Genomic DNA, 23,621 nt, shown 5'->3' on the forward strand with positions numbered 1-23,621 from the left:
ATTCGGGTTTTTAAAGAGTACCCGACCCCCAAAGTCGACGATTATCCCCAATATGATCAAGAAACTTTTATTCTGCCTGTTTTTGCTGACCGCAACGGCTGTATCGGGACAATCCATTTTTCAATCTGCAAAATGGATTGTCCCTGGTTTTAAGGAAGATACATTGCTCCGGCCCTGCCCGGTATATACCAAAACGATCGATGTACAGAAAGGATTGCGCTCCGCAACCTTGTACATAACTGCACATGGCCTGTATGAGGCAAATATCAATACACAGAGAGTCGGGGATGCTTACTTCACCCCAGGTTTTACCAGTTATAACAGAAGATTACAATACCAGCAATACGATGTGAAGGCGCTTTTGAAAAAAGGACGTAATGCGATCGCTGTGACCATAGGTGAAGGCTGGTATAGAGGTGTTTTTGGAGGTAATCTGGCACATGATATTTATGGCAATGATGCAGGTCTGCTTTTTCAGCTGGATCTTACCTATAATGATGGCAGCCATCGGTCTGTTTTGTCAGACAGTAGCTGGCAGTGCACCACGGGCCCTATTCGTTATTCCAGTTTATATGATGGTGAATTGTATGATGCCCGTATTCAGCTGCGTCAGCCAGGACCTGTGGCAATTGCTGACTTCCGGAAAGATATATTGGTAGCAGACAATACTCCTCCGGTAAGAGAAAAGGAGAATTTTCACCCCATTAAAGTATGGACTACACCTAAAGGAGAACAGGTCTTAGATTTTGGACAAAATATGGCTGGTTGGGTTCGCTGTCAACTTGAAGGTAAAGGTGGTGATACGATTCGATTATATCATGCAGAAATGCTGGATAAAGAGGGAAATTTCTATACTGGTAATTTGAGAGAAGCCAAAGCAACTGATACCTATATTCTGCCTGGAAAAGGGAAGGGCACCTTTCAGCCTCACTTTACCTGGCATGGGTTCCGATATGTAAAGGTAGAAGGCTGTAAGGTGAATGCAAACGATTTTACGGCAGTTGCATTATATTCAGACCTTGCACCAGCTGGTACCTTTTCCTGTTCTAACCCTATGCTGAACCAGTTATGTCACAATATTACCTGGAGTTTTAAAGGGAACTCTCTGGACATTCCTACCGATTGCCCACAGCGTAGTGAGCGCCTGGGCTGGACTGGCGATGCACAGGTTTTTTGCAGAACCGCCAGTTATCTCTTTCATGTCGATGCTTTTTTTAGTAAATGGTTGCAGGATTTGGAGGCCGATCAGGCGGTGAATGGAGCTGTTCCCAGTATAATTCCGGATGTGTATGAAAAGCTTCGTAAAGATCCCCGTGCCGGTGCTGCTGGTTGGGCCGATGCAGCTGCTATCATTCCCTGGACATTGTATTGGGTATATGGAGATACAGCTGTTTTAAACAGGCAATACACCAGTATGAAGGCCTGGGTTGATTATATTAACAGCGTGAGCAAAGACGGTCTCTGGACGGCGAATGGGTATGGTGACTGGCTGGCTCCCGGTGATTCTACCTCGTTACCTTATATTGATCAGTGTTACTGGGCCAATTCTACCCAGTTATTGATCAATACTGCTAAAGTTTTAGGTAAAACAGCAGATGTGGAAAAGTATTCTCCTTTACTACAAAATATCAAATCTGCTTTTTTAAAGCACTACATCTCTCCCGAAGGCGTAGCCATTACAAATACGCAAACGGCCTACATCCTGGCATTGCAGTTTGACATGCTGCCCGATTGTATGAAAAAGAATGCTGCAGATAGACTGGCTACACTCGTCAGGAACAACAATGATCACTTAGCCACCGGCTTTCTGGGTACACCTTACCTGTTGCATGCCCTGAGTGAAAATGGCTATACAGCGATTGCTTACAAGGTATTGAATCAGGAGACTTATCCTTCCTGGTTGTATCCTTTGAAGATGGGAGCCACTACTATCTGGGAAAAATGGAATGCCATCAAACCGGATAGTACCATACAGGCGACCTCCTTCAATCACTATTCATACGGCGCGGTTGGAGAGTGGTTATACAGGGTAGTGGCAGGCATTGATGCCGCGAGTCCGGGATATGAAAAGATCACAATTCATCCTCAGCCTGGCGGAGGTCTGGAATGGGTAAATGCAGGTTATACCTGTCCTTATGGAAGGATCGTTTCCAACTGGAAAATAACCAATGGCAAATTCACCATGCATGTGGAAATCCCTGCCGGCACCCGGGCCACAATCATGATTCCCGGTAAGGAAAGTGTGGAGGTAGCAGCAGGGACGTATGATTTTTAATCCTGTGGTTCAAATTGCTTTTCTGTTAGTATCAGTGCAAATGTGAGCAACACGATCATGGGTACGATCTGATAGCGCAATACTACTGGTGTGGCAAATACACTGAACCCAAAATTGATGATCAGGAAGGCTAGTGCTGCCAGCAAGGCAATAAATACGGGTTTATTCGCCTGTCTGAGTTTTTTGTTAGTCAAAAAGAAGATAACACAGCCAGCAAAGAAGATATTTAATGCCATAAAGAAGAGCGGGAAAATGAAGAAGATATACCCCTGGAATTGAATAGATGGGATCAGCGTAATCTGGTTACTCTTCATATTAAACCATATTTTGGCAGGATCCCATACTTCACGCATTCCAATATTATAAGAGCCAAATTTTTCAAGGTGAGGAATGAAATAGTTCTTCACATTGAGCCACATGTAGTGACGTGCAAATTCAAGCGGATAATGTTTTATCAGCCATTTCCCATATGCATTATATATCGGTGAAACTGATCCCCATGCCTGGAATCCACCCGGGGCGCCGGGTAGGTTAGCCCAGCCATGTTTGCTTAAATAAGGTTTTAAAATAGCGGTAGGTACTTTGATGAAAAATGTACCGGGCAATTCTGCCAGATCTTCGGCAGTAGGGGGTGTCTTTTTCCAGAAAGCCCGGGCTTCCCTATCCAGTTCCAGCGTACCGGGAGGCAGTTTGGTACTATCTACGTCAATGCTGCCGTACATGTACAATGCATTGTTGGCGATCTGCCATCCTCCAAATACGGAGAACTCCGCTGTACCTGTCAGCTTTTTTGTCTCCTGTTGTGTATACCAGATGAATGGAAAAATCAACAACCACGGCAATACCATCCCTATCAGTTTTATGGGCCATTTATACCCTCCGAGTAAAATCGCAAATACACTGACTATAGGATAATATATCGCAGTATATCGGATCACAAATGCAGCCCCAATCAATAATGCCTGAAAAACGATATTGGAGAGGGTAGGCTTGTAATACATCCATAAGTACTGTGTAAACAGGATAAGGCTGATGGAACAAAAAATAGCATCGCTCAGTACGCAATTCGCCAGTACAAGAAACATTGGGTTGAAGAACAAAAAGATATACAATATGAGTGCATATCGACGGGGTAACCCATATAGATACAGTATTGAGAAGAAGAAGTATAGAAATGTAACGATTAGTATGATATACTGTACATATACGAGAAATACATGCGATGATGAGAACAGGTGAATAAAAGCGATAAATTTAGAATATCCTATCGGCCACAGATTCACATTCATGTTGTACAGATTCGTATCTATATAACTATAGGAATCTGAAATAAAATCCGGGTAGGGATATAGTATTTTAAAGAGGGTGAGCTGTATGAGCCCGGCAATAAAAGCTACAAGTATGTATTTTCTGTTAATACTGTTTTTGAATACATACTGTAAGAAGGGTGAGGAAGCACCGTAAGCGTTCAAGTTTTTCGCAATAGTGGTCATGTTGTTAGAATAGTTTATCAGGTATGGAGCATATTGAGGAAAACTAAAATTCTGAGTGGTTAAAAGGGGTTGAACTAAAGATAATGAAAAAACTGTAAAACTGAAACTATGAAACAGATTATCATTTTCTACTGCTAAATAGTTGCGGCCCGGGGGCGTGAGAGGCCATTGGCGTTAACCGCCGGCCTCCCGTTCAAATTTCTCTTTCAATATCTCCTTTAATGGCTTTCTCAGGATCCTCGATTCTGTCCATGCCGAAAAATCAAAAAGCTGTAGCTGGTGTTTTTCATAAGGATCCTGCCTGATCTGCTGAAACACTGTCTGCAGCTTTTTCCATAATGTAATTCTATGTACCATCACAGGAGATAACTCTCCTGCACTGAGAAATTTGATCATCGTCCGTTCTAACAAAAACGCATGTTTATTATCCGGTCGCAGATACCGCCTGAAGGCACGTGTTTCGTACCTGATGTATTCATAGTTGCCCAGTTCATATTGAATGAGCAGATGTACCAGCCGGAAAGTGCGGTAGAGGGGAAGTGTGCTGTACAAACTGCTTTGTTGTAATACCTGGTCCAGTACATTGTGCGCATTGTTGATGTCTCCATTACCAAGATATACCAGTGCACGTGATAAATAAATTTCTGCACGTTGTACAAGGGTGAGTAATTGCAGATGTAAGGAAGGTAGTAGTTCCTGTTGTAAAGTGAGTGCGTGGTTAAACTCTCCACTATCAATGTGTATAGCTGGTGAATAGATAAATAACAACCGTACAACCATCACACTGAAATAACCGGAAGTAGCTTTGAATCGTAATACCTTATCCAAAAACAGTGACAATTCTTTATATCTTCTTGCCGCCCGCAGACTATACAAAATTCCTTCTATCACCATCAGCTGTTCTCCCGGTGCCTCATACAAAGGCGCCGATTCATAAAAGTATTGCAACGCAGTCGTAAACTCTCCCGCCATCAAAAAATAATTTGCCTGAAATAGCAGATGTAATTTCTGATCTGTATTCACCAGCGCTTCCCGCGCAGCCATTTCATCTAATACCTGTCTTTCTGCAGGCGTGCGTGCTGGTCCGCTGTAGAGCCATTGATAACGTAGTTGTTCATAGAGCGCCTGTTGTTCCTGGTAGTTGTCCAACTGTTTGATGGTAGTAGAAATCTCTGCCTGTTTTTCTTTCAGTTCAATTTCATTGATCTCAGGGAAATTCAATAACTGCAGCAATTGCATTTCCTGTTGCCGGCTCCATAGTGATAATATCCATTGTGCTTTCCTGTCTGCCTGTTCTGTCGTTTTTTGTAACTGCTTCAATGCATCTTCATATAAGGATCGTTCTACCAGTATCTCTGCTTTCAGCAAACCAGCTATCAGTGGTTCTCTCTGTAGCCGCATGTGAAGCAGACAATCCAGTAATACCTTATACAAGTACTTTCCTGATACGTCATAACTACTACCAGTATATTGTTGCTGAAAGGCAACTTTTGCTGCAGCAGGCCCGGAAAAAGAATGTCTGTCCAGCAGGTCAAATAGATTGACATAGTCTTTGTTCCCCTGTTGCATGGATGAATATAAACGGAAATACCTTTTTTCCGCTTTGGTAAGTGTACTAACAAGCCTGCCAAGCATATCAGCTTTAGCCATAATTCAAGGTGTTTTTTAAATGTTCAGGGCATTTTAACGGTTGCTCAACGTGATTATAAGAGGGTAGATGATTCGTCTCTACAGCATCATTAACGTGATCAAGGTTGATGTCGGAGACAAAATAAGTTAGATTTTCCTAAGGCAATAATAATGCAGCCTTCTTTCACATAGCATTGTCTGAATTGTATAGGTGTAAAACCTAATTTGATACTGAATATCAAATAGATATGAACCTTTAGTAGCCACCAAAAACGATTTTGGGAATGTCTGAACAGGTAGAAAAATGGTATATTTTTTATCATACAGCTAACTATATTTGAGCTGTTATTCAGTGTTCCCGTTAAGTACTATGAGCGTTTGTATTTCAACCTTAATCTAAAACATTTAAACTGTAGCCGAATCATAAGTCCATTTCAGCAAACCTAAATAACCTTTAAAAAAATGTATTTAAACTAAAAACGCTAAATCGTTTTACAATCTTTTCCACGTTTTTGTATTCACGGGTCAGGTTCGTGTTGTTCACCCTATTATACTCCACGTATAACATTTAGCGCCAGGTGTAATCGATTACATCTTCTTTAAACATATTCTCATATGCATCTAACTGTACGGATCATCATCACGTGCCTGGTATTGTATGGCCATAACGTACACTCACAGTCATTCCGAAAGGATTCCCTGCCTCTCAGCGCCGATAGTATGCGCATAGAAAGGGAAGTTCTCTACCCTTATAATAGCCTGCAACAATTGCTCAAAGGCAATGCTGCCGGTGTTTATATCCAGGAACCATCTGCCGAACCGGCATCCATGAGCAGCATTGTATTGCGCGGTACTGCGGTTCCTTATATCAGTGCACGCAATAATTATGAAGCACAGCCTACCATCTTTTTAGATGGTATTCCATTGATCGCTGATCATCCTTTTACTTTCGATATACAGGAGTTTCAGTACAATCATTTAGGCCCGGCCAGCAATGTATTTGCAGCCATTGATCCGAATAATATAGAGAGCATTGAAGTGCTTAAAGACTTTGGACAGGCGGCCATTTACGGCCCAAGAGCCGCGAACGGCGGGGTTATTCTGATAAATACAAAAAAGCCTGTAATCGGTAAAAGAAAAATAAGTTTCAACACCTGGTTTGGGATGGTACAGCGTCCACACCTCTATACCACCAATGCTAAATTTGAAAACGATTTCAGGCAGGTATTTTACGATAAATATGCAACTGAGGAAGAAGGCCAGAACTATCCATTATACCTCCGGGATTCGACTAATAATGCCTATTACGGGCCAGGTAACTGGACAGATCTCTATTTCAAAAATACACCTGTCTATGGCATCAATGCCAGCCTTTCCAGCGGCACTGACAGGGCGAATTTCCTCTTTGCAGCCGGCAACCAGCGTTCCGCCAATGCTGCCGATGCGACAAAGTCAGACCGCTACAATGCCATGTTTAAGATCAACATGGTGCCGCTGAAAAACTTTACGGTCAGTGCTATGCTCAGCGCCACCCGGCTGGAAAGAAAACGCAACCGCTGGCTCCGCGACCGCTTTGCCGAAATGCAATACCTGCCGGACCTGAGTAATCCGCTACCTCCCAATAAAACATTCTACGCACAATACCTGAAAGAATGGGACAAATCGTTCGATGATAATAAGACGAATGAAGTGAATGGCTACTTCTCCATAAATTTAAAAATCGCTGACAACTGGCAGTTTACCTCTCTCTCAGGATTTGATTACAATGAAGGGCTGCGCGATGTATTCTACCCCAGCACCCTGCTGGAAACAGTAAATTATCTCTCTAACTACTTCGGGTATAATCAACGTGTGTTTGTGAATAACACCATTCAGTTTCAACACAAGTGGGGTAAACACGGTGTGAAAATCGAAGCAGGCGAAAACTTTCAGGCAGACTTCAACCGCTATAACTACTCATACGCCTACAAAGGGCCCAATGACCTGATCAGGGTAAACCTCCTGTATTCTGATAATACAAAAGACAATTACCTGTCGCCCAAGTCATTCAACCACGCACTGATATTCACTTTTCTGGACAAAGAAAAACATCGCCTGCTGTCATTCTATGGCCGCATGGCTTATCAATACGATAACCTTTTTGACTTTTCCCTCATGATGAGAGCCGATGGCTCTTCCAGTGCGCAACCGGACAACTGGTGGTTCTATTCACCCACCTTTACCGCCGGATGGCAACTGAGTACCACATCCAGGCTTCACGCCAGCTGGGGAAGGGTAGGCCGGTTGATGCCGGATGACCGCTTTGGTGAAGGGCCACAGTATACCTCCGACCTTTCATTTAGCAATAACCCTGTTCGCTTTTCATACAACGGGTTTCCGGGCATCAGCCGTGCCTATTCTTCAGGTTATATCGGCTATGGTATCCGATGGCCATTTACCGACCAACTGGACATTGGCTGGAACACAACTTTATTACATGACAGGATCAACCTCGCTGTCGATGTGTATCACAAAACGGATCACAACATGCTGCTGGAAGTGCCTTTCTCTGCTGAATATGGCTATGCCTACCAGTTTAAGAATGGGATGAAAGTCCGCAATATGGGCGTAGACCTGAGCGCCAATGCCATCATCGCTACAAACCACATCAGCTGGGAACCAGGCATCAACCTGAATTACAACCGCAATACACTCATGGCATTGCCAGGGGGCTTGCAGCAACTCGTAGTAGCAGATGGTACCCGCATGCTGAAAGTAGGTAGTAGCATCGACCAGTTCTGGGTATTGGAAAATAACGGGATCTACAACCGCGATACCGATATTCCTATCAATCACTCTACGGGCAAGACATTGAACTATAAAGGCATTCCTCTGCAGGCAGGTGATCCTAAATGGAAAGATCAGAATGAAGACGGCGTGATCGACGATAAAGACAAGGTGCTGAAAGGACATATACTCCCGGTCATTTCCGGTGGTTTCACAAACGATATCAGGTGGAAAGGGCTTACCCTGGGTGTCAACTTTTACTTCACCGCTTTCAGAAAAGTGATGAACGCAGAAATGGCCAACCACTTTGACTTCGTAAACAGAGAGGGGAAGATAGACATGAGTGCTGTAAAGGAAATCACCTTCTGGACCAAAGCCGGTGACTATGATAAATACCCACGTTATAATCCATGGAGTACAGTAGATCCTTATCGCACCGACCAGGACCTCTTTCTTGAAAACGGCGCTTTCCTGAAACTACGTACGCTGTCGCTCACCTACGATATTACGACCGCTAAGTGGTGGAAAAAAAAGAGCCCGGTTCATAACCTGGCGGTATACGCCACTGCCAGCAACCTGTTTACCCTTACCCCTTACACAGGTGGTGATCCTGAACTCGTAGACTACAGCGGCTTTGATACCGGCTACTCGCTGCCTTTCTCTAAAACCTACACCATCGGCATAAAAATGGATTTGTAATGAAACGACTATTTATACTGTTGCTCCTGTTCTGCAGTACCAGTTGTAAGAAACTACTGGATATAGATTCCACGCATGCTGTTTCGGAAGAAAACTTCTGGAATTCACACGAAGATACCCGTACGGCCCTTATTGGTGTGTATGGTTTACTACGCGCCGCCATGGCAGATAACGATGCCTGGTGGATGTATGGAGAACTACGCATGGGCGACTTTCAATCTGTACAGCGTCAGGACCTGAAAGCAATTGTCAAAGGCAATCTCCGGGCTTCTTATCCGTTATTGCAGACATTGTCTAACTGGCGCCGGTTTTATGCCGTGATCAATGCCGCCAATATTTTCATGGAACACGTAGGAGAAGTAAAGGAACGCGACCCTAAGTATTCCGATCAGAATATGAAAGTGGATATTGCTCAGATGCGCTTTATGCGGGCGTATACCTATTTCTTCCTCGTATCTGTCTGGGGCGATGTGCCTTTAATTACCTCCTCCCACGATGGGGAATTCGGGAATAAAGCAAGAGATGACAAAGCAACTGTACTGGCTTTTGTAGAAAAAGAATTGCTGGAAGCCGCTCCCGATCTGCCTTATAAATACAGCGTAGACGATCCGCAGCAGCTGGGTCAATACTACAATGAAACCAGCACCCGCTGGGCAGGTGTGCTGGCCCGCAAACTCACGGCCTACGCTATTCTCGCACACGTAGCCGCCTACCAGGGAAAATATGTGGATGCCACTGTGTACGGTCAGTTTATACTGGACAACTATTCCAAAGGCGGCAGTTATTATGTAGGCACTGACGAACTGGTAAGAGGCACCGGTTTCTTCCACTGGAAACAGGACAACCACATCCTGGGTTTCAACTTTGATTGGGGCCATGTGGATGCGACTTTCTCCGGTCACCTGGAAGAACTTACCCTCGCCAAACCTGTTGTAGACAAAGCATTACCTGATATCTATGTACCCAAGGATACTATCCTCTCTGTATTTGATAAACCACTGGACGAGCGTTTCAGTCTGGATACCCTGACAGGTATACCTACCTCTGAGCGTTACTTTACCAGCTTCAATACCCAGGTACCCATCTTCAATAAAGTGAAGGTGATACAGGATGGCAATACATCTGATCCTTCATTCAGGATATTTTCCAGCACCATCATCATTACCCGTCTTGAAAATATCACGTTGCTACAGGCAGAATCGCAGGCCGTGATCGGTCAGCAACAAAAGGCAATTGACCTGTTGAACACTATTCGCGATCTGCGAAAAATAAAACGTTACGATGCTTCCACCGAAGGCGACCTGATCGACGCTATTTTCAGAGAAAGACGCAAAGAACTGATGGGAGAGGGGTGGCGCTGGTTTGACCTGATTCGTTACAACAAAATCAAACAAAACGATCCATCGTTTATGACTCTCATCAACAATGGTGGTATTTACTGGCCGGTAGCGGATGAAGTCATCACACAAAACCCATTGATCACACAAAATCCTTACTGGCAATGAGTAAATACACCTTGTTTTTTCTGCTGCTCGCCTTCGCTGCCTGTAAAAAGGATAAAGGATATTATGACTATACTAACGAGCTGAAGAAATATGATGGTAATACCTACGACTTTCTGTATAGTCAGCAGCAATACGATTCATTCCTGCTGGCAGTAGACCGCGTTGGATTAACAGATAGTCTCAAGTCAGGTAGCTACACGGTATTCGCACCATCTGATGCCAGCTTTAAGCAGTCTATCGAAAACATGAATACCCTGCGTACCATTCAGGGACGTGGCCCTATGTACATCAGTACACTACCCCTGGAACAACTGGATACACTGGTCTGCCGCTACATAGCTAGGGATACTGTTTCAGCAGGTAGAATGCAGCTACAGGATGGGCTGGATCTGCCTGCCATCCGTTATGGTTATCCTATGCATGGGAAATTTAGTCGTACAGATGCGGAAGGGCATGTGAACGGTGGCCCCGGCATTATTACCTACAGCGATACCAAAGGTGTGATCTATACAGATCGCTGGTCTAATGCAACAACGGTGGCTATTGACATTGTGACCAACAATGGTTTTGTGAACATACTTGAAAAAGATCACCAGTTCGGCTTCGACGAATTCATTGGTCGTATGAACCCGACTACCTCTACCTCCTGGAATGACTATCCCTTCTTTATTCCTGGTGTCATTGGCTTAGAGCAATTTAATCGTGGGGGTAACAAAGTCGCTTACCTCGATTTCTCTATTAACAATCAAGGAGGCCAGTACCGCCCTGCAGAAAACGTCGACATCGCTTCTGCTGAAGGCGGTTTCAAAATAGGCTGGACAGAAACAGATGAATGGATGGATTACAGTGTAGACGTGACAGAAACCGGTAGTTATCAAATGATGCTGCGTTATGGTACTTCTGCCGACAATGGGAAACTGCACCTGCTGCTTGATGGGGTGACAGTAACAGGTAGTGCCATGACAACAAAATCTACCGGTGGCTATAGCACTTATACTGATATATATGCCAGCGGTGTGCAGCTGAAAGCCGGTAAGCACCTGTTGCGCCTCTATTTTGACTTTGCAATCTACGACTTACGATTTATAAAACTCATACCCGAAGGCCGTCCTCTCCCCATACCCGGTGTGATTACGCTGGAAGACTATGATCCGGGAGGCGAGGGCGTAGGTTACCACGATGTGACTACCGAAAACTCAGGTGGTAAATACAGACCCAATGAAAGTGTGGATATCGACTATTCCAGAAATGAAGGTGGTGGTTACCAGGTAGGCTGGACAGATACAGGGGAATGGATGAACTATACGGTAGATGTAAAGCAAACCGGCTACTACGTGGCATCTACGTTAATGGGTAGTCCTAACGACGGCGGTAAATTCCATATAGAATTCGATGGGGTGAACGTCACTGGTTCCGTAGCTGTACCCAATACTACTGATTATCACAAGCGGCAGAATGCCACTGCTACCATCTATCTCACCAAAGGCGTCCACGTGATGCGTTTTTATGAAGAAACCGGTGGTTACGATGTAAAGTCCGTCACTTTCAGACCCTTGAACTAATGCACATGAAACGACTGATATTAATATTGTTATTATTCATTTCCTGCCGCAAATGGGCACCAGATGACCTGGATTATCTGAGTGCCAGGGCTGTGTACAATCAGACCGTATTTGCACCTATAATGGGCAGGACCACGTTGTATTCCCAGATCTTCAATACTGACAATTCCAGTACGCCTATCCAGTTTAAAATACTGAACGTACGCATAAAGAAAACCGGGGAGGCAGTTACCGACCTGGATCAGACGGTAGATGCGCTGGTATGGAAGCAAGCCTATACAGGCTATGAGACCTCGCTGGATGAGATCAATGCCAAGCGTACAATAGAAAAACATACTGTATGGGAAATCAGACCTGAATCCGGTGATTTTGTATTGTGGTCAGCGACCGGGTTGCGGGCGCAACCTGATTCAGGTTACCTCTTTGATGTGGAAGCGACGAACTCCGGTGGTAAAAATGTGTATAAGGATATGAGCCTGATGCCCTTAAGTGAACAGCCATATTCACCGTATGAATACGACCCTGTCACTGGTTTACAAAAGGCTACCTATCCCAACACGAATGATTCTTCCATATTCGTATTGCAATACAATCACCCGGGCATCAGCAACATCACCAACGATGATAATAACCTGGACCTGAAATCAGATAGTGTACGTGTATTGTTTCACAAAGCAGGCAATGGTCACAGCGTCACCTTTAAGTTTATGGACAAGGATTCCCTGCCTATAGATCCGGCTCAATTCAACCTCACACCCTGGGATAGCCTGATGCACGGATTTGATATACAGCGCACCACGACAGGTGTGACCTATCAGGTAGCTTATCCCATTCCATTGATGCGGTACAAGACCCGTTTTACCAATGGAGACGGTTCGCAGGCATATGTGAAATTCAGTTTTACAAGAGTGGGCTTTGGCAATTTAAGGGAGACAGGCAGCATGGATCTTTCCTTCAATATCTATCAGGAAGGAGATTGGGAAATTATCTTCTATTTCAGGAACAACCCCCGGTTCAGGGACGAATAAACAAAGAAAATTATGAAACAAACTATACTGTTGCTTTTTTGTCTGCTGACCGTTGCTTTCCTACAGGCGCAGGACAAGGTTCCCATTTCGGGGCAGGTCAGGGATGCAGTTACCAATGAGCCTTTGGTGGGGGTAAGTATCATGGCGGGTGCACCGCTCAAAGCAGTAGGTATCACCGATGCCAATGGGCGTTTCTCTGCCAGTGTGTTGCCTAATTCCCCACTGGTGTTCCGCTATATTGGTTATTCCGATTATCGCATTACCCTGAAGGATAAGAAAGAACTGGTGATCCGCCTGGTGGTTACTGAGAATAAACTGAATGAAACGGTGATCATCGGTTACCAGAAAAAGACGCGTGAGATCACCACCGGTTCTGCTGTGATCGTGAGTGGAAAGGAATTGCAGGATGTACCGGTTTCGAATGTAGAACAATTGTTACAGGGCCGTGTAGCTGGTTTGAATATCCAGAATAATACCGGTGCACCAGGTGGCCGTGGTATGATCCAGATCAGAGGCCTGTCTAATATCACAGTGACAGGTAGTGGGAATGATGCCTTTCTATCGCCTACTTCTCCTTTGTATGTGATCGATGGGGTGCCAATTGATGCAGATGCAAACTTTGAATATGGGTACCAGTCAGCAGGTCCCGGTGTAAGTCCCATGTCTTTGATTCCTCCTGAAGATATTGAAAGTATGGAGATCCTGAAAGATGCACAGGCCACAGCGCTGTATGGCTCCCGTGGTGCATATGGTGTGATTCTGCTTACTACCCGCAGAGGTAGTTCGCCTATACCATTAGTGCGCTATACAGGTAATTTCTTTGTGAATACACCGCCACAGTTGCGCAAGACGATTGGTGGCGCCGCAGAGCGGGAATTACGCCTGCAGCAGATATACAATAGTGGCAATATCAATGATATCTACAACATCACCACTACCCACTTCCTGGCAGATAGTCTCAATCCTTATTATAACAATTCTACTAACTGGCAGGATGTTTTTTATGCTGCTACTTACAACCAGACACACAATATCAACATCAGTGGCGGAGATCCTAAATTCAACTACAAGGTGGATCTGGGATATTACCACGAGAATGGTGTGATCCGCAATACGGGCTTTGACCGGTACTCTGTGAATACGAATATGCTGTACCAGCCTAATCCAAAGTTCAGGGTATTCACCAGCTTAACCACACAGGTTGGTAAAAGGAACAAAGGTGATGGTAATGGCCTTACACAAAGTGGCGTAGCTGCCAATGCATCTGCCTCTTCTTTGCTGCCTGGTCCTTCATTTTATCAAAGTACTTCCGGCGTATTGTCATCATTAGATACGAAGAATGATAACAAGACTGCCAATGTGAGAGCAAGTATAGATGCCAGTTACCAGTTGTTAAAAGGCCTGAGCCTGGGTTCAAGTGTGAGCTATGATTACGCCAGTAATACAGAAGACAGGTTCACGCCAGCCGCTGCCCATGGTGACTTTTCACAGGTGTATGCATACGATGACCGCAAGTTTACTTTGTACAACAGGAATACGTTGTCTTACTTCACCACTATCAAAAATAACCACAACTTCTTCATCTCTGCTTTCAATGAAATCTACAGCAAAGGGTTTCAGGCGCAGGTGATACAGCAGGAGAAAACACCCAACGATCAGTACCAGGGGCCATTGGGGTATGACGGCTATGCGTCACTGGGTGGAGGTTTGCTGGACAACTACAGCAAGCAGCACATTGCCAGCTTTGCAGGTACTTTCTCTTACAACTACAAGCAGAAGTATGTGATGGATCTAAGCTACCGTATGGATGGTACATCCAGCAGCGGTTTTGAAGATCCTTATTCTAAAAATCCGGCAGTGGGTGTGAGGTGGAACTTTAACAAAGAAGGTTTCCTCAGTGAAAAGAAATGGCTCACCTACGGTTCACTGAGAGGTAGCTGGGGACAGAACATTGTACCATCCGGCGATATCTTTTCTATCTATGGTACATTCGATCCCCGTGGTACGTACAATGCCAATCAGCGACTGGGTATTAACTATTCACTCCTGCCGAATACAACCTTACAACCCACGGCAACCACGCAATACAACTTTGGTTTTGAAGCGGGGTTCTTTGAGAGCCGGTTAGAAGTGATCTTTGACGCTTATTACAAAACGGTGAAGAACCTGTTAAGAACAAAGAACCTATCTAACATCACCGGCTTTGATCAGATCACCACGAACGAAACTTCACTCATTGACTACGGTTATGAGCTGACCCTGACCTTCCGTCCTCTACCGCGTACCAGCAAGGTACAATGGACCGTGTCTGTGAATGCAGCTCTCAATAAAGACATCCTGACCCATTTACCCAATGGCGCCAGACAACTCATAGAATACGATTATACCAACAGTCAGCATACCTTATTCCGTGTGGGTAGAAATAGTCTCACAAACTACCTGTTCAAAACAGAGGGAGTATATGCCACAGATAATGACGTGCCGGTAGATCCCGCTACAGGACAACGTTACCGCACAGCAGATGGTACGTACTTCAAAGCGGGGGATCCTATTTTTAAAGACGTAGATCATAACTATATACTGGATAATAACGACTATGTAGCTGCGGGCAATTCACAACCGCTCATTACTGGTGGTCTGCAATCTTATGTGAACTATAAGAGCTGGTCACTGAACCTCAGCACATCTTATACACTGATCCGTAAAATTCTCAACAACGCATTTGCAGAAAGAATGCAGTACCTGGGCGATCCTTACAGTGCAAAGGCGGTAGTAGATGTGAGCGATGTGGATTACTGGAAACCGGATCATACAAATGCAAAGTACCCGAACCCATTCGATTATACCCGTTATTCTTCCATAAAGCCGTACAGGTATGATCAGACATTGATAGAGGAGGATGGCTCTTACTGGAAAATAAACACCATCACACTGGCTTATTTACTCAACAGGAAGTTTACCAACCGCTATGGCGTGAATTCAGTGAGGACATATCTCTCCTGCAATAACCTGATCACGTTTTCGCCCTATAGCGGTCCGAACCCGGAAAACGTATCCGCGCTGGGGCGTGATCAGTCCAGTGGTTATCCCGTGCCACGCAGTTACAATTTCGGGGTGAATATAGAATTCTAACACACTAAAATGAGAACGATTATGTATCGCAGGATATATCTCATCGCTTGTTTACTATTGATTACACAGGGAAGCTGTAAGAAGTTCCTGGATGTAAAGGCACTGGACAAACTGTCTGGCAATGCTTTTTTTCAGAGTGCCAGCGATGTAGAAGATAATATGTGGGATATCTATGGCCTCTTCAGAGATGTAGTCGGCTCCTGTCCTTTGTATGCAGTAGCAGGAGAGGTGAGGGGCGGTATGCTGGGGTATTCACCACAGAAGAACGATGGCAATGATCGCAGCTTTGTCGAATATGCCGCAAAAAATGATTTGATTCCATTAATCTATACCCCTTCAGGCAAGGATTTCTGGAACATATTTGACCTGGCAAACCTGTCGGACTGGAAACCGTTTTACAAGGTGATACAAGCCTGTAATATCCTTCAGTACGAAATAGGTCGCCGTAGTATACCGGACCTCTCTAATGAACAGAAACTGGAATACCAGGCAGAAGCCAGCTTTATGCGTTGCCTCACTTACTGGACCATGGTACGCCTGTGGGGCGATGTCGCATACTATACTGATGCGTATCATGAAGCACCGCTACCCAGAGAAAAAATGGTCACCGTAATGAAGAATTGCATTGCTGACCTGAGTGGTGTAATGGATAACCTGCCATGGACATTTACAGACCCTGCCAACCGTGGTGCACGTGCCAGCAAGGGTGCCGCCATTGGTCTTATCATGGAAATGAATATGTGGAATGCAGGGTTTGATAAAGCCAATGCACAACAATACTATAAATCCACGGCCGATCTGGGAAATGACCTGATCCAGAGTGCGGCGTATGAATTGTTGCCCATAGATCAGTCCTTCACCATCTTCAAAGGTCGTAGTAAAGAAAGCCTGTTTGATATCGTGATCAGCAGCAACTATGGGGAAACCTTAACAGAGAAATGGAATGACCTCTCAGAGCTGGTGGTGCACTATCCATATAAGCGCCCGGCAGCCAATCACCAATACAGCTTTTGCTATTTCAGGGCCGAATACCTGCGTCGGTTATATCCCACAGGTGTTCCGGATGCCCGCATAGAAATGTGGTTTGACTCCCAGATGTTTGCCAACGACGGCACCTTCCTGTTCCTGAAATACAACAGTGTGTACGAGCAGGGAAATGACGATGTGAATGTGGATAACAACCTCATTGTACTCCGCTATGCAGGTGCGATCCTGCTCAGGGCAGAAGCGCTGGCAGAGATGGGGGAAGATGCAGAAGCGATTCGCATGATGAACCTGATCAGGGATAGAGCGAAAACTACGCTCTATCAGGGAGCCGGCGGTACCGCCCTGAAGGAAGCCATCTTCACAGAAAGGGCCAAGGAACTGATGATGGAAGGACACTATTACTTCGATCTGGTAAGAACAGGCAGAGTGACGAATACAAACTGGTGTTATTACGCCCTGACACAATCCCAGGTTGACAATGGCGGATGGACCTGGCCTGTATCCACAGCTTCGCTGGATAACAACCCTTACATGCAATTAAATAATTACTGGTTAAGATAAAATATGTCTTATGCTGCGAATGATTTTATTTTCTACCCTGATATTGATGAGTTTATTCGCCTGTAAAAAGGATGAATACTACCGTGACTCCGGTACACAGGATCCGCATTTCAATGGCAATGCCCTGGCATACCTGGATGCTGTTCCTTTTTTCTTTGATTCACTGGCGCAGATAGTGCGGCTGTCAGGTATGGAAGATGTATTTACAAAAGATACACTCACCTTCTTTGCACCCACTGACCGTAGTATAATGAACCTCGTAGAGTTGATGAACGACAACCTCTATATGTACGGATATGATACGATCAAGACGCTTTCAGATGTACCACAGGTCGTGTGGCAAAAATATCTGCAGCGATATATGTTCCATGGTGCAAATCAATTAAAGGATTATCCACAGATTGACTTCAGTCTTAAATCTATTTACCCCGGTCAGGATTATTTATCCTGGAACAATACCACGATGAATATAGGTGCGATTTATACAGATGATAATGGGGTGAAGTACGTAGGCTACCGGCAGCTCACCATTTCCTACATACCGGATCTGACTTACCCATATGATAACTGGAACACAGCGATGGTTTCTTCCTCCAATATTCTCACAGACAATGGAGTGGTACATACGCTGGATAAAGATCACAATTATTTCGGTTTTGATATCGAGGCTTTCCTGTACGATATGATATCAGTAATGCAAACCGGTGGATGATAAAAAATAGCACACGATATGAAAATACCCGCTTATATACTGGCTGTCAGCATAGCACTTAGTGCCTGTAGTAAAAAGGATAAAGTCTACCCGGATCCCTATGCGGGCGGACGTGCGCCACTGGGAGTGACACTCAGTACAGATGCACCTGCTCCTTCAGAAGCAACGGTTGGCACCGTTATTACTTTCAAAGGCAAAGGATTGCTGCCACACAAGGATAGTATTCATTTCAACTTCAATGGCGAAGCAGGTGAAATAGTCGCTGTAGATACTACCGGCATCCAGGTGAAAGTGCCTGCTACTGGTAGTACAGGGGTGACCAGTGTATCGATTGGGGATCAGGTCTTTATCGGACCGGTATTCAAAGTAAAGGGCAACCTTGATATTGATAATACGTGGAAAGGGGTAGTAGGTAGCAGCAGCTGGGTGAATGATCTATACCGTTTTTCAGACGGCCGCATACTCCTTATTGGCGACTTCCTGGATTATGAACACAAAGGTGTGGTAAAACCTATAGGTCGTATAGTACTTATCTCCAAAGATGGTGAAATAGATCGCTCGCTGCAATCAGGCAGAGGGTCCGATGGTTCACTCAGCACGATCGCAGCACTGCCCAGTGGCAAGCTGGTAGTGGGTGGCAGCTTTGCATCGTACGATATACACCTGGCAGAAATGCACAACATTACGGTATTGAATGCGAATGGTTCAATAGATTCTACAGTCGTAAATACATTTGAAGGGAAAGATACAGTGCCTGCATTCAATGGTGGAACAGATGGCAATATCTCCAGGGTGTTTGTACATGAAAATAAGATCACTGCAATTGGATCATTCAGTTATTATGAGCAATACGTGTATGGAATATCCGACTATTTGCATGAGCGGGATTCGCTGGTGGTAGACAGTGTTCCTGTCAGGAACCTGATACGCTTTTTCCCGGATGGGTCGCTTGACTCTTCCTTCAACTACAATACAGCCCTGCACAAAAGTAATAATGGTCCAAACGGACCTATTGCCGATGCATTCATGCAGGACGATGGTAAACTGATTATTGTAGGGCGCTTTACCCGTTACAATGGTATGGATGCTCCCTACATTGCCCGTATCAATACCGATGGCAGTCTTGATCAGGGATTTGGTGGTGCCGGTGCAGACAATACCATCGCCAGTATCCGCTACAATGCCACTACCCAACGATTTGTACTGGCGGGTGCGTTCCGCAAATTTGACGGAGTTGATCATCATGGATTGGTCATGCTGAAAACAGATGGTACGGTCGATCCGCAACTGACGCCGTTGCCTATGGGAACTGATGTGAGTTACAGGCAGGCGCAGCAACTGAACAATGGATTGATTGTAGTGAGTGGTTATTTCAATAAGTATGGCAATGTTCATCGTAGTGGATTCATGGTATTAAACCCTGATGGCTCGCTTGCGGCAGGCTATAACAATACGGCTGATTTTAGTGGCAGTCTGACCAGAGTATTTGAAACTACCAATTCTTCCGGTCAGACGCAGACCCTCATCACAGGGCTTTTCAGTACGTTCAACAGGGTACAGATCACCAATGTAGTAAGGTTACTCTTTAAGTAAAGATCAATTATGCAGCACAGAATATACCTCCTCCTGCTACTGGTCGGCTTCATCGCCTGCAATAAAGGCTACGACCGTATGCTGGATAAGAAAGATTATAATGACAGTACCGGGGTTATAGCACGCACCCCCAAAATATTGTTCCTCACCATCGACGGTGCGCGGGGAGAATCTGTGAGAGATGCCGGTGCCCCCAACCTGCTGGCATTGTCAGAGCACGCCATCTACTCCTGGAACAGCATCAGTGATACCATTGCCTTGCGCAGTACCGGTTGGGCAGATCTGCTCACCGGGGTACACAAAGAAAAGCATGGTGTGATAAAAGAGGATTTCAGCAACAACCACCTGCAGGCATACCCTGTATTTTTCAAATATATCAAAGATAGGGAGCCTAAGTTCCGTATTGCAGCATACAGCTCCTCAGATAGTCTTGGTCAATATTTAATCACAGATACTGACGTCAATCAAACCTTTGCGGATGATGATGCAGCTGCTACCCAGGCTATCCTGCAGGAGTTAACGATCGATACTGCCAGTATGATATTTGGTCAGTTCTCGCAGGTGGAGCTGGCCGGACGCCAGTATGGATATGATGTGAGTGTACCCGAATATAAAGCGGCTATCTTACAGGCAGATGAAAATATCGGAAAGATCATCACGGTTCTCAGGCAGCGTAAGACGTATGCTTCCGAAGACTGGCTAGTGATCATTACTGCCGGTAATGGCGGGAATTACACCATCGATCCTTCAAATGATGATGGTACCATCCTGAGCAATACAAAGGTGAATACCTTCACGATCTATTACTCTCCCCGCTATGCGCCAAGTTTTTTAGACCGCCCATATACCGGTAACCGTTATACCGGCAAGGCGGTGCGTCTGTATGGAAATACTGCAGCCAGTGCAGTATATGCCATTGTTGACAGCGGAAAGGAAGATTATAACTTAGGCAAAGATGCAGAAGCGACGATAGAATTAAAAATCAAAAAGAACAAGACGTCCGCAGGTGATTATTCTTACACCTATCCTTCCGTCATAGGTAACAATATGTCGCTGGACTGGTGGAACAATACCGGGTGGAACATTTCGCTGGAAGTAAATGCCTGGGGTGTACACTTTGGTCAAAACGGTGCAGGATTTAATATGGCGACAGCCAGCAATATCAGTGATGGTAAATGGCATGACATTGCCGCTGTGTTTGTAAACAGGGATAATAAGCGGTACCTCCGCCTGCTAACAGATGGTAACTTCAGCACAGAAGCAGACATTACCAGCTATGGCAATTTCGATACAGATGCACCGCTTACATTAGGCTATATGCCTGGCAATATTGTGAATAACCGCTGGCTGGACGCTTATATCACAGAGGTGAAGTTCTGGAAAGCGGCGATTCCTGACAATATCATCAGTGAATATGTATGTGCGGCAGAATTGCCTTCCTCACATCCTTACCACGATTACCTTGTGGGTTACTGGTCATGCAAAGATGGGTATGGCAATGTGTTCAGGGATCAGAGTGAATGGGCGCATGACTTCCAGATCAAAGGTAGTTATCAGTGGGATGACTTCAGTGACCTGATGTGCCCAAGTAGTGCCAATAACCTTGCCCAGCTGGTGCCCCAGCCGGTAGATCCTGTACGTCAGATACTGAACTGGTTGCAGATAGCTGCTGATACCAAATGGGACCTGGATGGAAAAGTATGGGTCACTTCTTATGTAGATATTAACAAATAAACCTGCTGCTATGCGCCATTATATATTTCTACTGTTAATTTTGTTTGCCTGTAAAAAAAATGACCGGTTTAAGGATGAGCAGTTAAGCCCTGTCAATGTCGCTATCAGCAGTGAGAATGGGATTGTGAATATACCGGGATCGGATAACTATACCAAGGCGACAGATGATATTACCATTCCGGTTAAGCTCGTATTTTCTGCTGCCGCACCAAAGATCTTTACGGTGAATATTGGTGTGGATAACGATACTGTCAATACCCTGATTAATCACCAGCAACTGGGTGATGCTGTATTACTGGATGAATCTTATTACACACTGCCACGTTCTGCTGAAATCCGCTTTGGACTGGATACATTCAGTGTTCCGGTAAAGGTAAGTATGCAGGCGATAGAACGGTATTATGGTCATGATCTGGCACTGGCAGTTCGTTTGTCTGACGCTACCAAGGGGAATACGCTGGATGCATCAGGGCAAATGGCGATCATTCTCATTCATACGGATAAGGTGATTGCTGCATCGGAGATCCACTATCTTTATTTCACCAAAGCAGGATCAGTATTATTAGAACCAGATGGTACAGATCATACACTGGGTAATACAGAAGTGACATTGCCAGTTAGTGTTACGCTGGGTGGTACAGCTGGTGGCGCATTCTCCATCAACCTCTCTGCTGCACCCGATACGGCACAGGCGCTTATTGATAATGGTACGTTGCCTGGATCTGTGCTGTTGGCATCAGGAACAGATTATACATTGCCAGCCACGGTGAATTTTCCAGCCAATACCAATGTGGCAAAATTCAATCTCACAGTGAAGACAGCTTCCATCACCAATAATGTTAACAACAAACCTGTATTGGCGATTCAACTCAGTGATCCTACCCGTCACCTGCTGGACTCTTCCAAAAGTGTCATTGTGTTAGAACTGGATCCTTCCAAACTGATAGAAACTGATATTACCAATCAAAATATCAAATACACAACACAGTACGATAATGGCAATGCCAATGAGAATTCTCCAAAATTGATCGATAATAATATCAATACAAAGTTCCTGTTAGGTAGTTTCTCTACTGTATGGGCGATGCTGGAATTTGATACACCACAGACCACTGGTGCTTACACCATGACTTCAGCGAACGATGCTCCTGATCGTGATCCTAAAGACTGGACGATAGAAGGTTCCAACAATGGTACAGACTGGGTGGTAGTAGATAAGCGGGTAAATCAGAACTTTGGCTCCCGGTTCCTGACGGTGAAATACTCCTTCTCCAACCAGGATGCATACAAGTTCTACCGCCTGTATGTAACTGCGACAAATGGTAGTTCTCTCTGGCAACAGGCAGAATGGCGGCTGATAAAACGGCCCTGAGAAATTAAAAAAAGCTTCTGTCTTTGGCAGAAGCTTTTTTCGTCCTATTTTTGACCCAATGAAACTCGAACTCATTCAGGGAGATATCACTAAAATTGAAGCAGATGCAATCGTAAATGCCGCCAATACTTCCCTTATGGGAGGTGGAGGTGTAGACGGCGCTATTCATCGCGCCGGCGGCACTGCCATACTCGAAGACTGCCGGAAGATCATTGCCCGCCAGGGCAAATGTGCTACCGGACAGGCGGTGACGACCACAGCCGGAAATCTGCCAGCCAAATATGTTATCCACACAGTAGGGCCTGTATGGAATGGCAAACCGAAAGAAGAAGAATTACTGGCCAATGCTTATCGCAATAGTTTGGAACAGGCTGTGGCACACGATGTGAAAACCATCGCGTTTCCTAATATCAGCACAGGTATTTACCACTTTCCAAAAGATAAAGCAGCACAAATAGCTATCACTACAGTAAGAGAATTTTCCGCAAAAAATAGTACAATCGAAAAGGTAATCTTTGTATGTTTCGACCGGGAAAATTACGACCTGTATAAATCCCTATTATAATAAAATCT

14 protein-coding genes are annotated in these 23,621 nt (G+C 44.9%); 12 read left to right on the forward strand and 2 right to left on the reverse strand.

Annotated features, from left to right (window positions below; genetic code table 11):
• The first annotated feature begins 52 nt into the window (after positions 1 to 52).
• Positions 53 to 2,275 carry a family 78 glycoside hydrolase catalytic domain gene (locus SIO70_RS10260; RefSeq protein WP_320580774.1) on the forward strand — a complete coding sequence of 741 codons (2,223 nt, stop codon included), beginning with the start codon at positions 53 to 55 and terminating at the stop codon, positions 2,273 to 2,275.
• Here SIO70_RS10260 and SIO70_RS10265 read toward each other — a convergent pair.
• Positions 2,272 to 3,768, reverse strand: coding sequence for a hypothetical protein (locus tag SIO70_RS10265; RefSeq protein ID WP_320580775.1), 1,497 nt, complete (start codon positions 3,766 to 3,768; stop codon positions 2,272 to 2,274). The two genes, SIO70_RS10260 and SIO70_RS10265, sit on opposite strands and share 4 nt — an antisense overlap.
• A 174-nt stretch (positions 3,769 to 3,942) precedes the next feature.
• A complete protein-coding gene (locus tag SIO70_RS10270; protein WP_320580776.1) occupies positions 3,943 to 5,418 on the reverse strand; it encodes a hypothetical protein in 1,476 nt (491 codons plus the stop codon).
• A 594-nt stretch (positions 5,419 to 6,012) separates the two neighbouring features.
• Here SIO70_RS10270 and SIO70_RS10275 point away from each other — a divergent pair.
• The 11 genes from SIO70_RS10275 to SIO70_RS10325 are packed head-to-tail and all read left to right on the forward strand — an operon-like array spanning position 6,013 to position 23,613.
• On the forward strand, positions 6,013 to 8,862 hold the full coding sequence (locus SIO70_RS10275) for a SusC/RagA family TonB-linked outer membrane protein (protein WP_320580777.1): 2,850 nt from the start codon (positions 6,013 to 6,015) through the stop codon (positions 8,860 to 8,862).
• Positions 8,862 to 10,367: a RagB/SusD family nutrient uptake outer membrane protein gene (locus tag SIO70_RS10280; protein WP_320580778.1), complete on the forward strand. Its 1,506-nt coding sequence runs from the start codon at positions 8,862 to 8,864 to the stop codon at positions 10,365 to 10,367. Before SIO70_RS10275 ends, SIO70_RS10280 begins: the two co-directional genes overlap by 1 nt.
• Entirely contained in the window at positions 10,364 to 11,929 is a 1,566-nt protein-coding gene (locus tag SIO70_RS10285) for a carbohydrate-binding protein (protein ID WP_320580779.1), read from the forward strand. The genes SIO70_RS10280 and SIO70_RS10285 overlap by 4 nt, the downstream gene beginning before the upstream one ends.
• A 5-nt stretch (positions 11,930 to 11,934) precedes the next feature.
• A complete protein-coding gene (locus tag SIO70_RS10290) occupies positions 11,935 to 12,957 on the forward strand; it encodes a DUF5007 domain-containing protein (RefSeq protein WP_320580780.1) in 1,023 nt (340 codons plus the stop codon).
• Positions 12,958 to 12,969: 12 nt separating this feature from the next.
• Positions 12,970 to 16,089, forward strand: coding sequence for a SusC/RagA family TonB-linked outer membrane protein (locus tag SIO70_RS10295; RefSeq protein WP_320580781.1), 3,120 nt, complete (start codon positions 12,970 to 12,972; stop codon positions 16,087 to 16,089).
• Between the two features lie 9 nt (positions 16,090 to 16,098).
• Positions 16,099 to 17,637, forward strand: a complete 1,539-nt coding sequence (locus tag SIO70_RS10300; RefSeq protein WP_320580782.1) for a RagB/SusD family nutrient uptake outer membrane protein — start codon at positions 16,099 to 16,101, stop codon at positions 17,635 to 17,637.
• 10 nt (positions 17,638 to 17,647) lie between these two features.
• On the forward strand, positions 17,648 to 18,349 hold the full coding sequence (locus tag SIO70_RS10305) for a fasciclin domain-containing protein (protein WP_320580783.1): 702 nt from the start codon (positions 17,648 to 17,650) through the stop codon (positions 18,347 to 18,349).
• Positions 18,350 to 18,367: 18 nt separating this feature from the next.
• Positions 18,368 to 19,942, forward strand: coding sequence for a DUF5008 domain-containing protein (locus SIO70_RS10310; RefSeq protein WP_320580784.1), 1,575 nt, complete (start codon positions 18,368 to 18,370; stop codon positions 19,940 to 19,942).
• Between the two features lie 9 nt (positions 19,943 to 19,951).
• Positions 19,952 to 21,676, forward strand: a complete 1,725-nt coding sequence (locus tag SIO70_RS10315; protein ID WP_320580785.1) for an alkaline phosphatase family protein — start codon at positions 19,952 to 19,954, stop codon at positions 21,674 to 21,676.
• Positions 21,677 to 21,686: 10 nt separating this feature from the next.
• Complete coding sequence (locus SIO70_RS10320) at positions 21,687 to 23,048, forward strand: BT_3987 domain-containing protein (RefSeq protein ID WP_320580786.1); 1,362 nt, start codon at positions 21,687 to 21,689, stop codon at positions 23,046 to 23,048.
• A 58-nt stretch (positions 23,049 to 23,106) separates the two neighbouring features.
• Positions 23,107 to 23,613 carry an O-acetyl-ADP-ribose deacetylase gene (locus SIO70_RS10325; RefSeq protein WP_320580787.1) on the forward strand — a complete coding sequence of 169 codons (507 nt, stop codon included), beginning with the start codon at positions 23,107 to 23,109 and terminating at the stop codon, positions 23,611 to 23,613.
• Positions 23,614 to 23,621: the final 8 nt, after the last annotated feature.

It is taken from the genome of Chitinophaga sancti, from assembly GCF_034087045.1.
Classification (GTDB): domain Bacteria; phylum Bacteroidota; class Bacteroidia; order Chitinophagales; family Chitinophagaceae; genus Chitinophaga; species Chitinophaga sancti_B.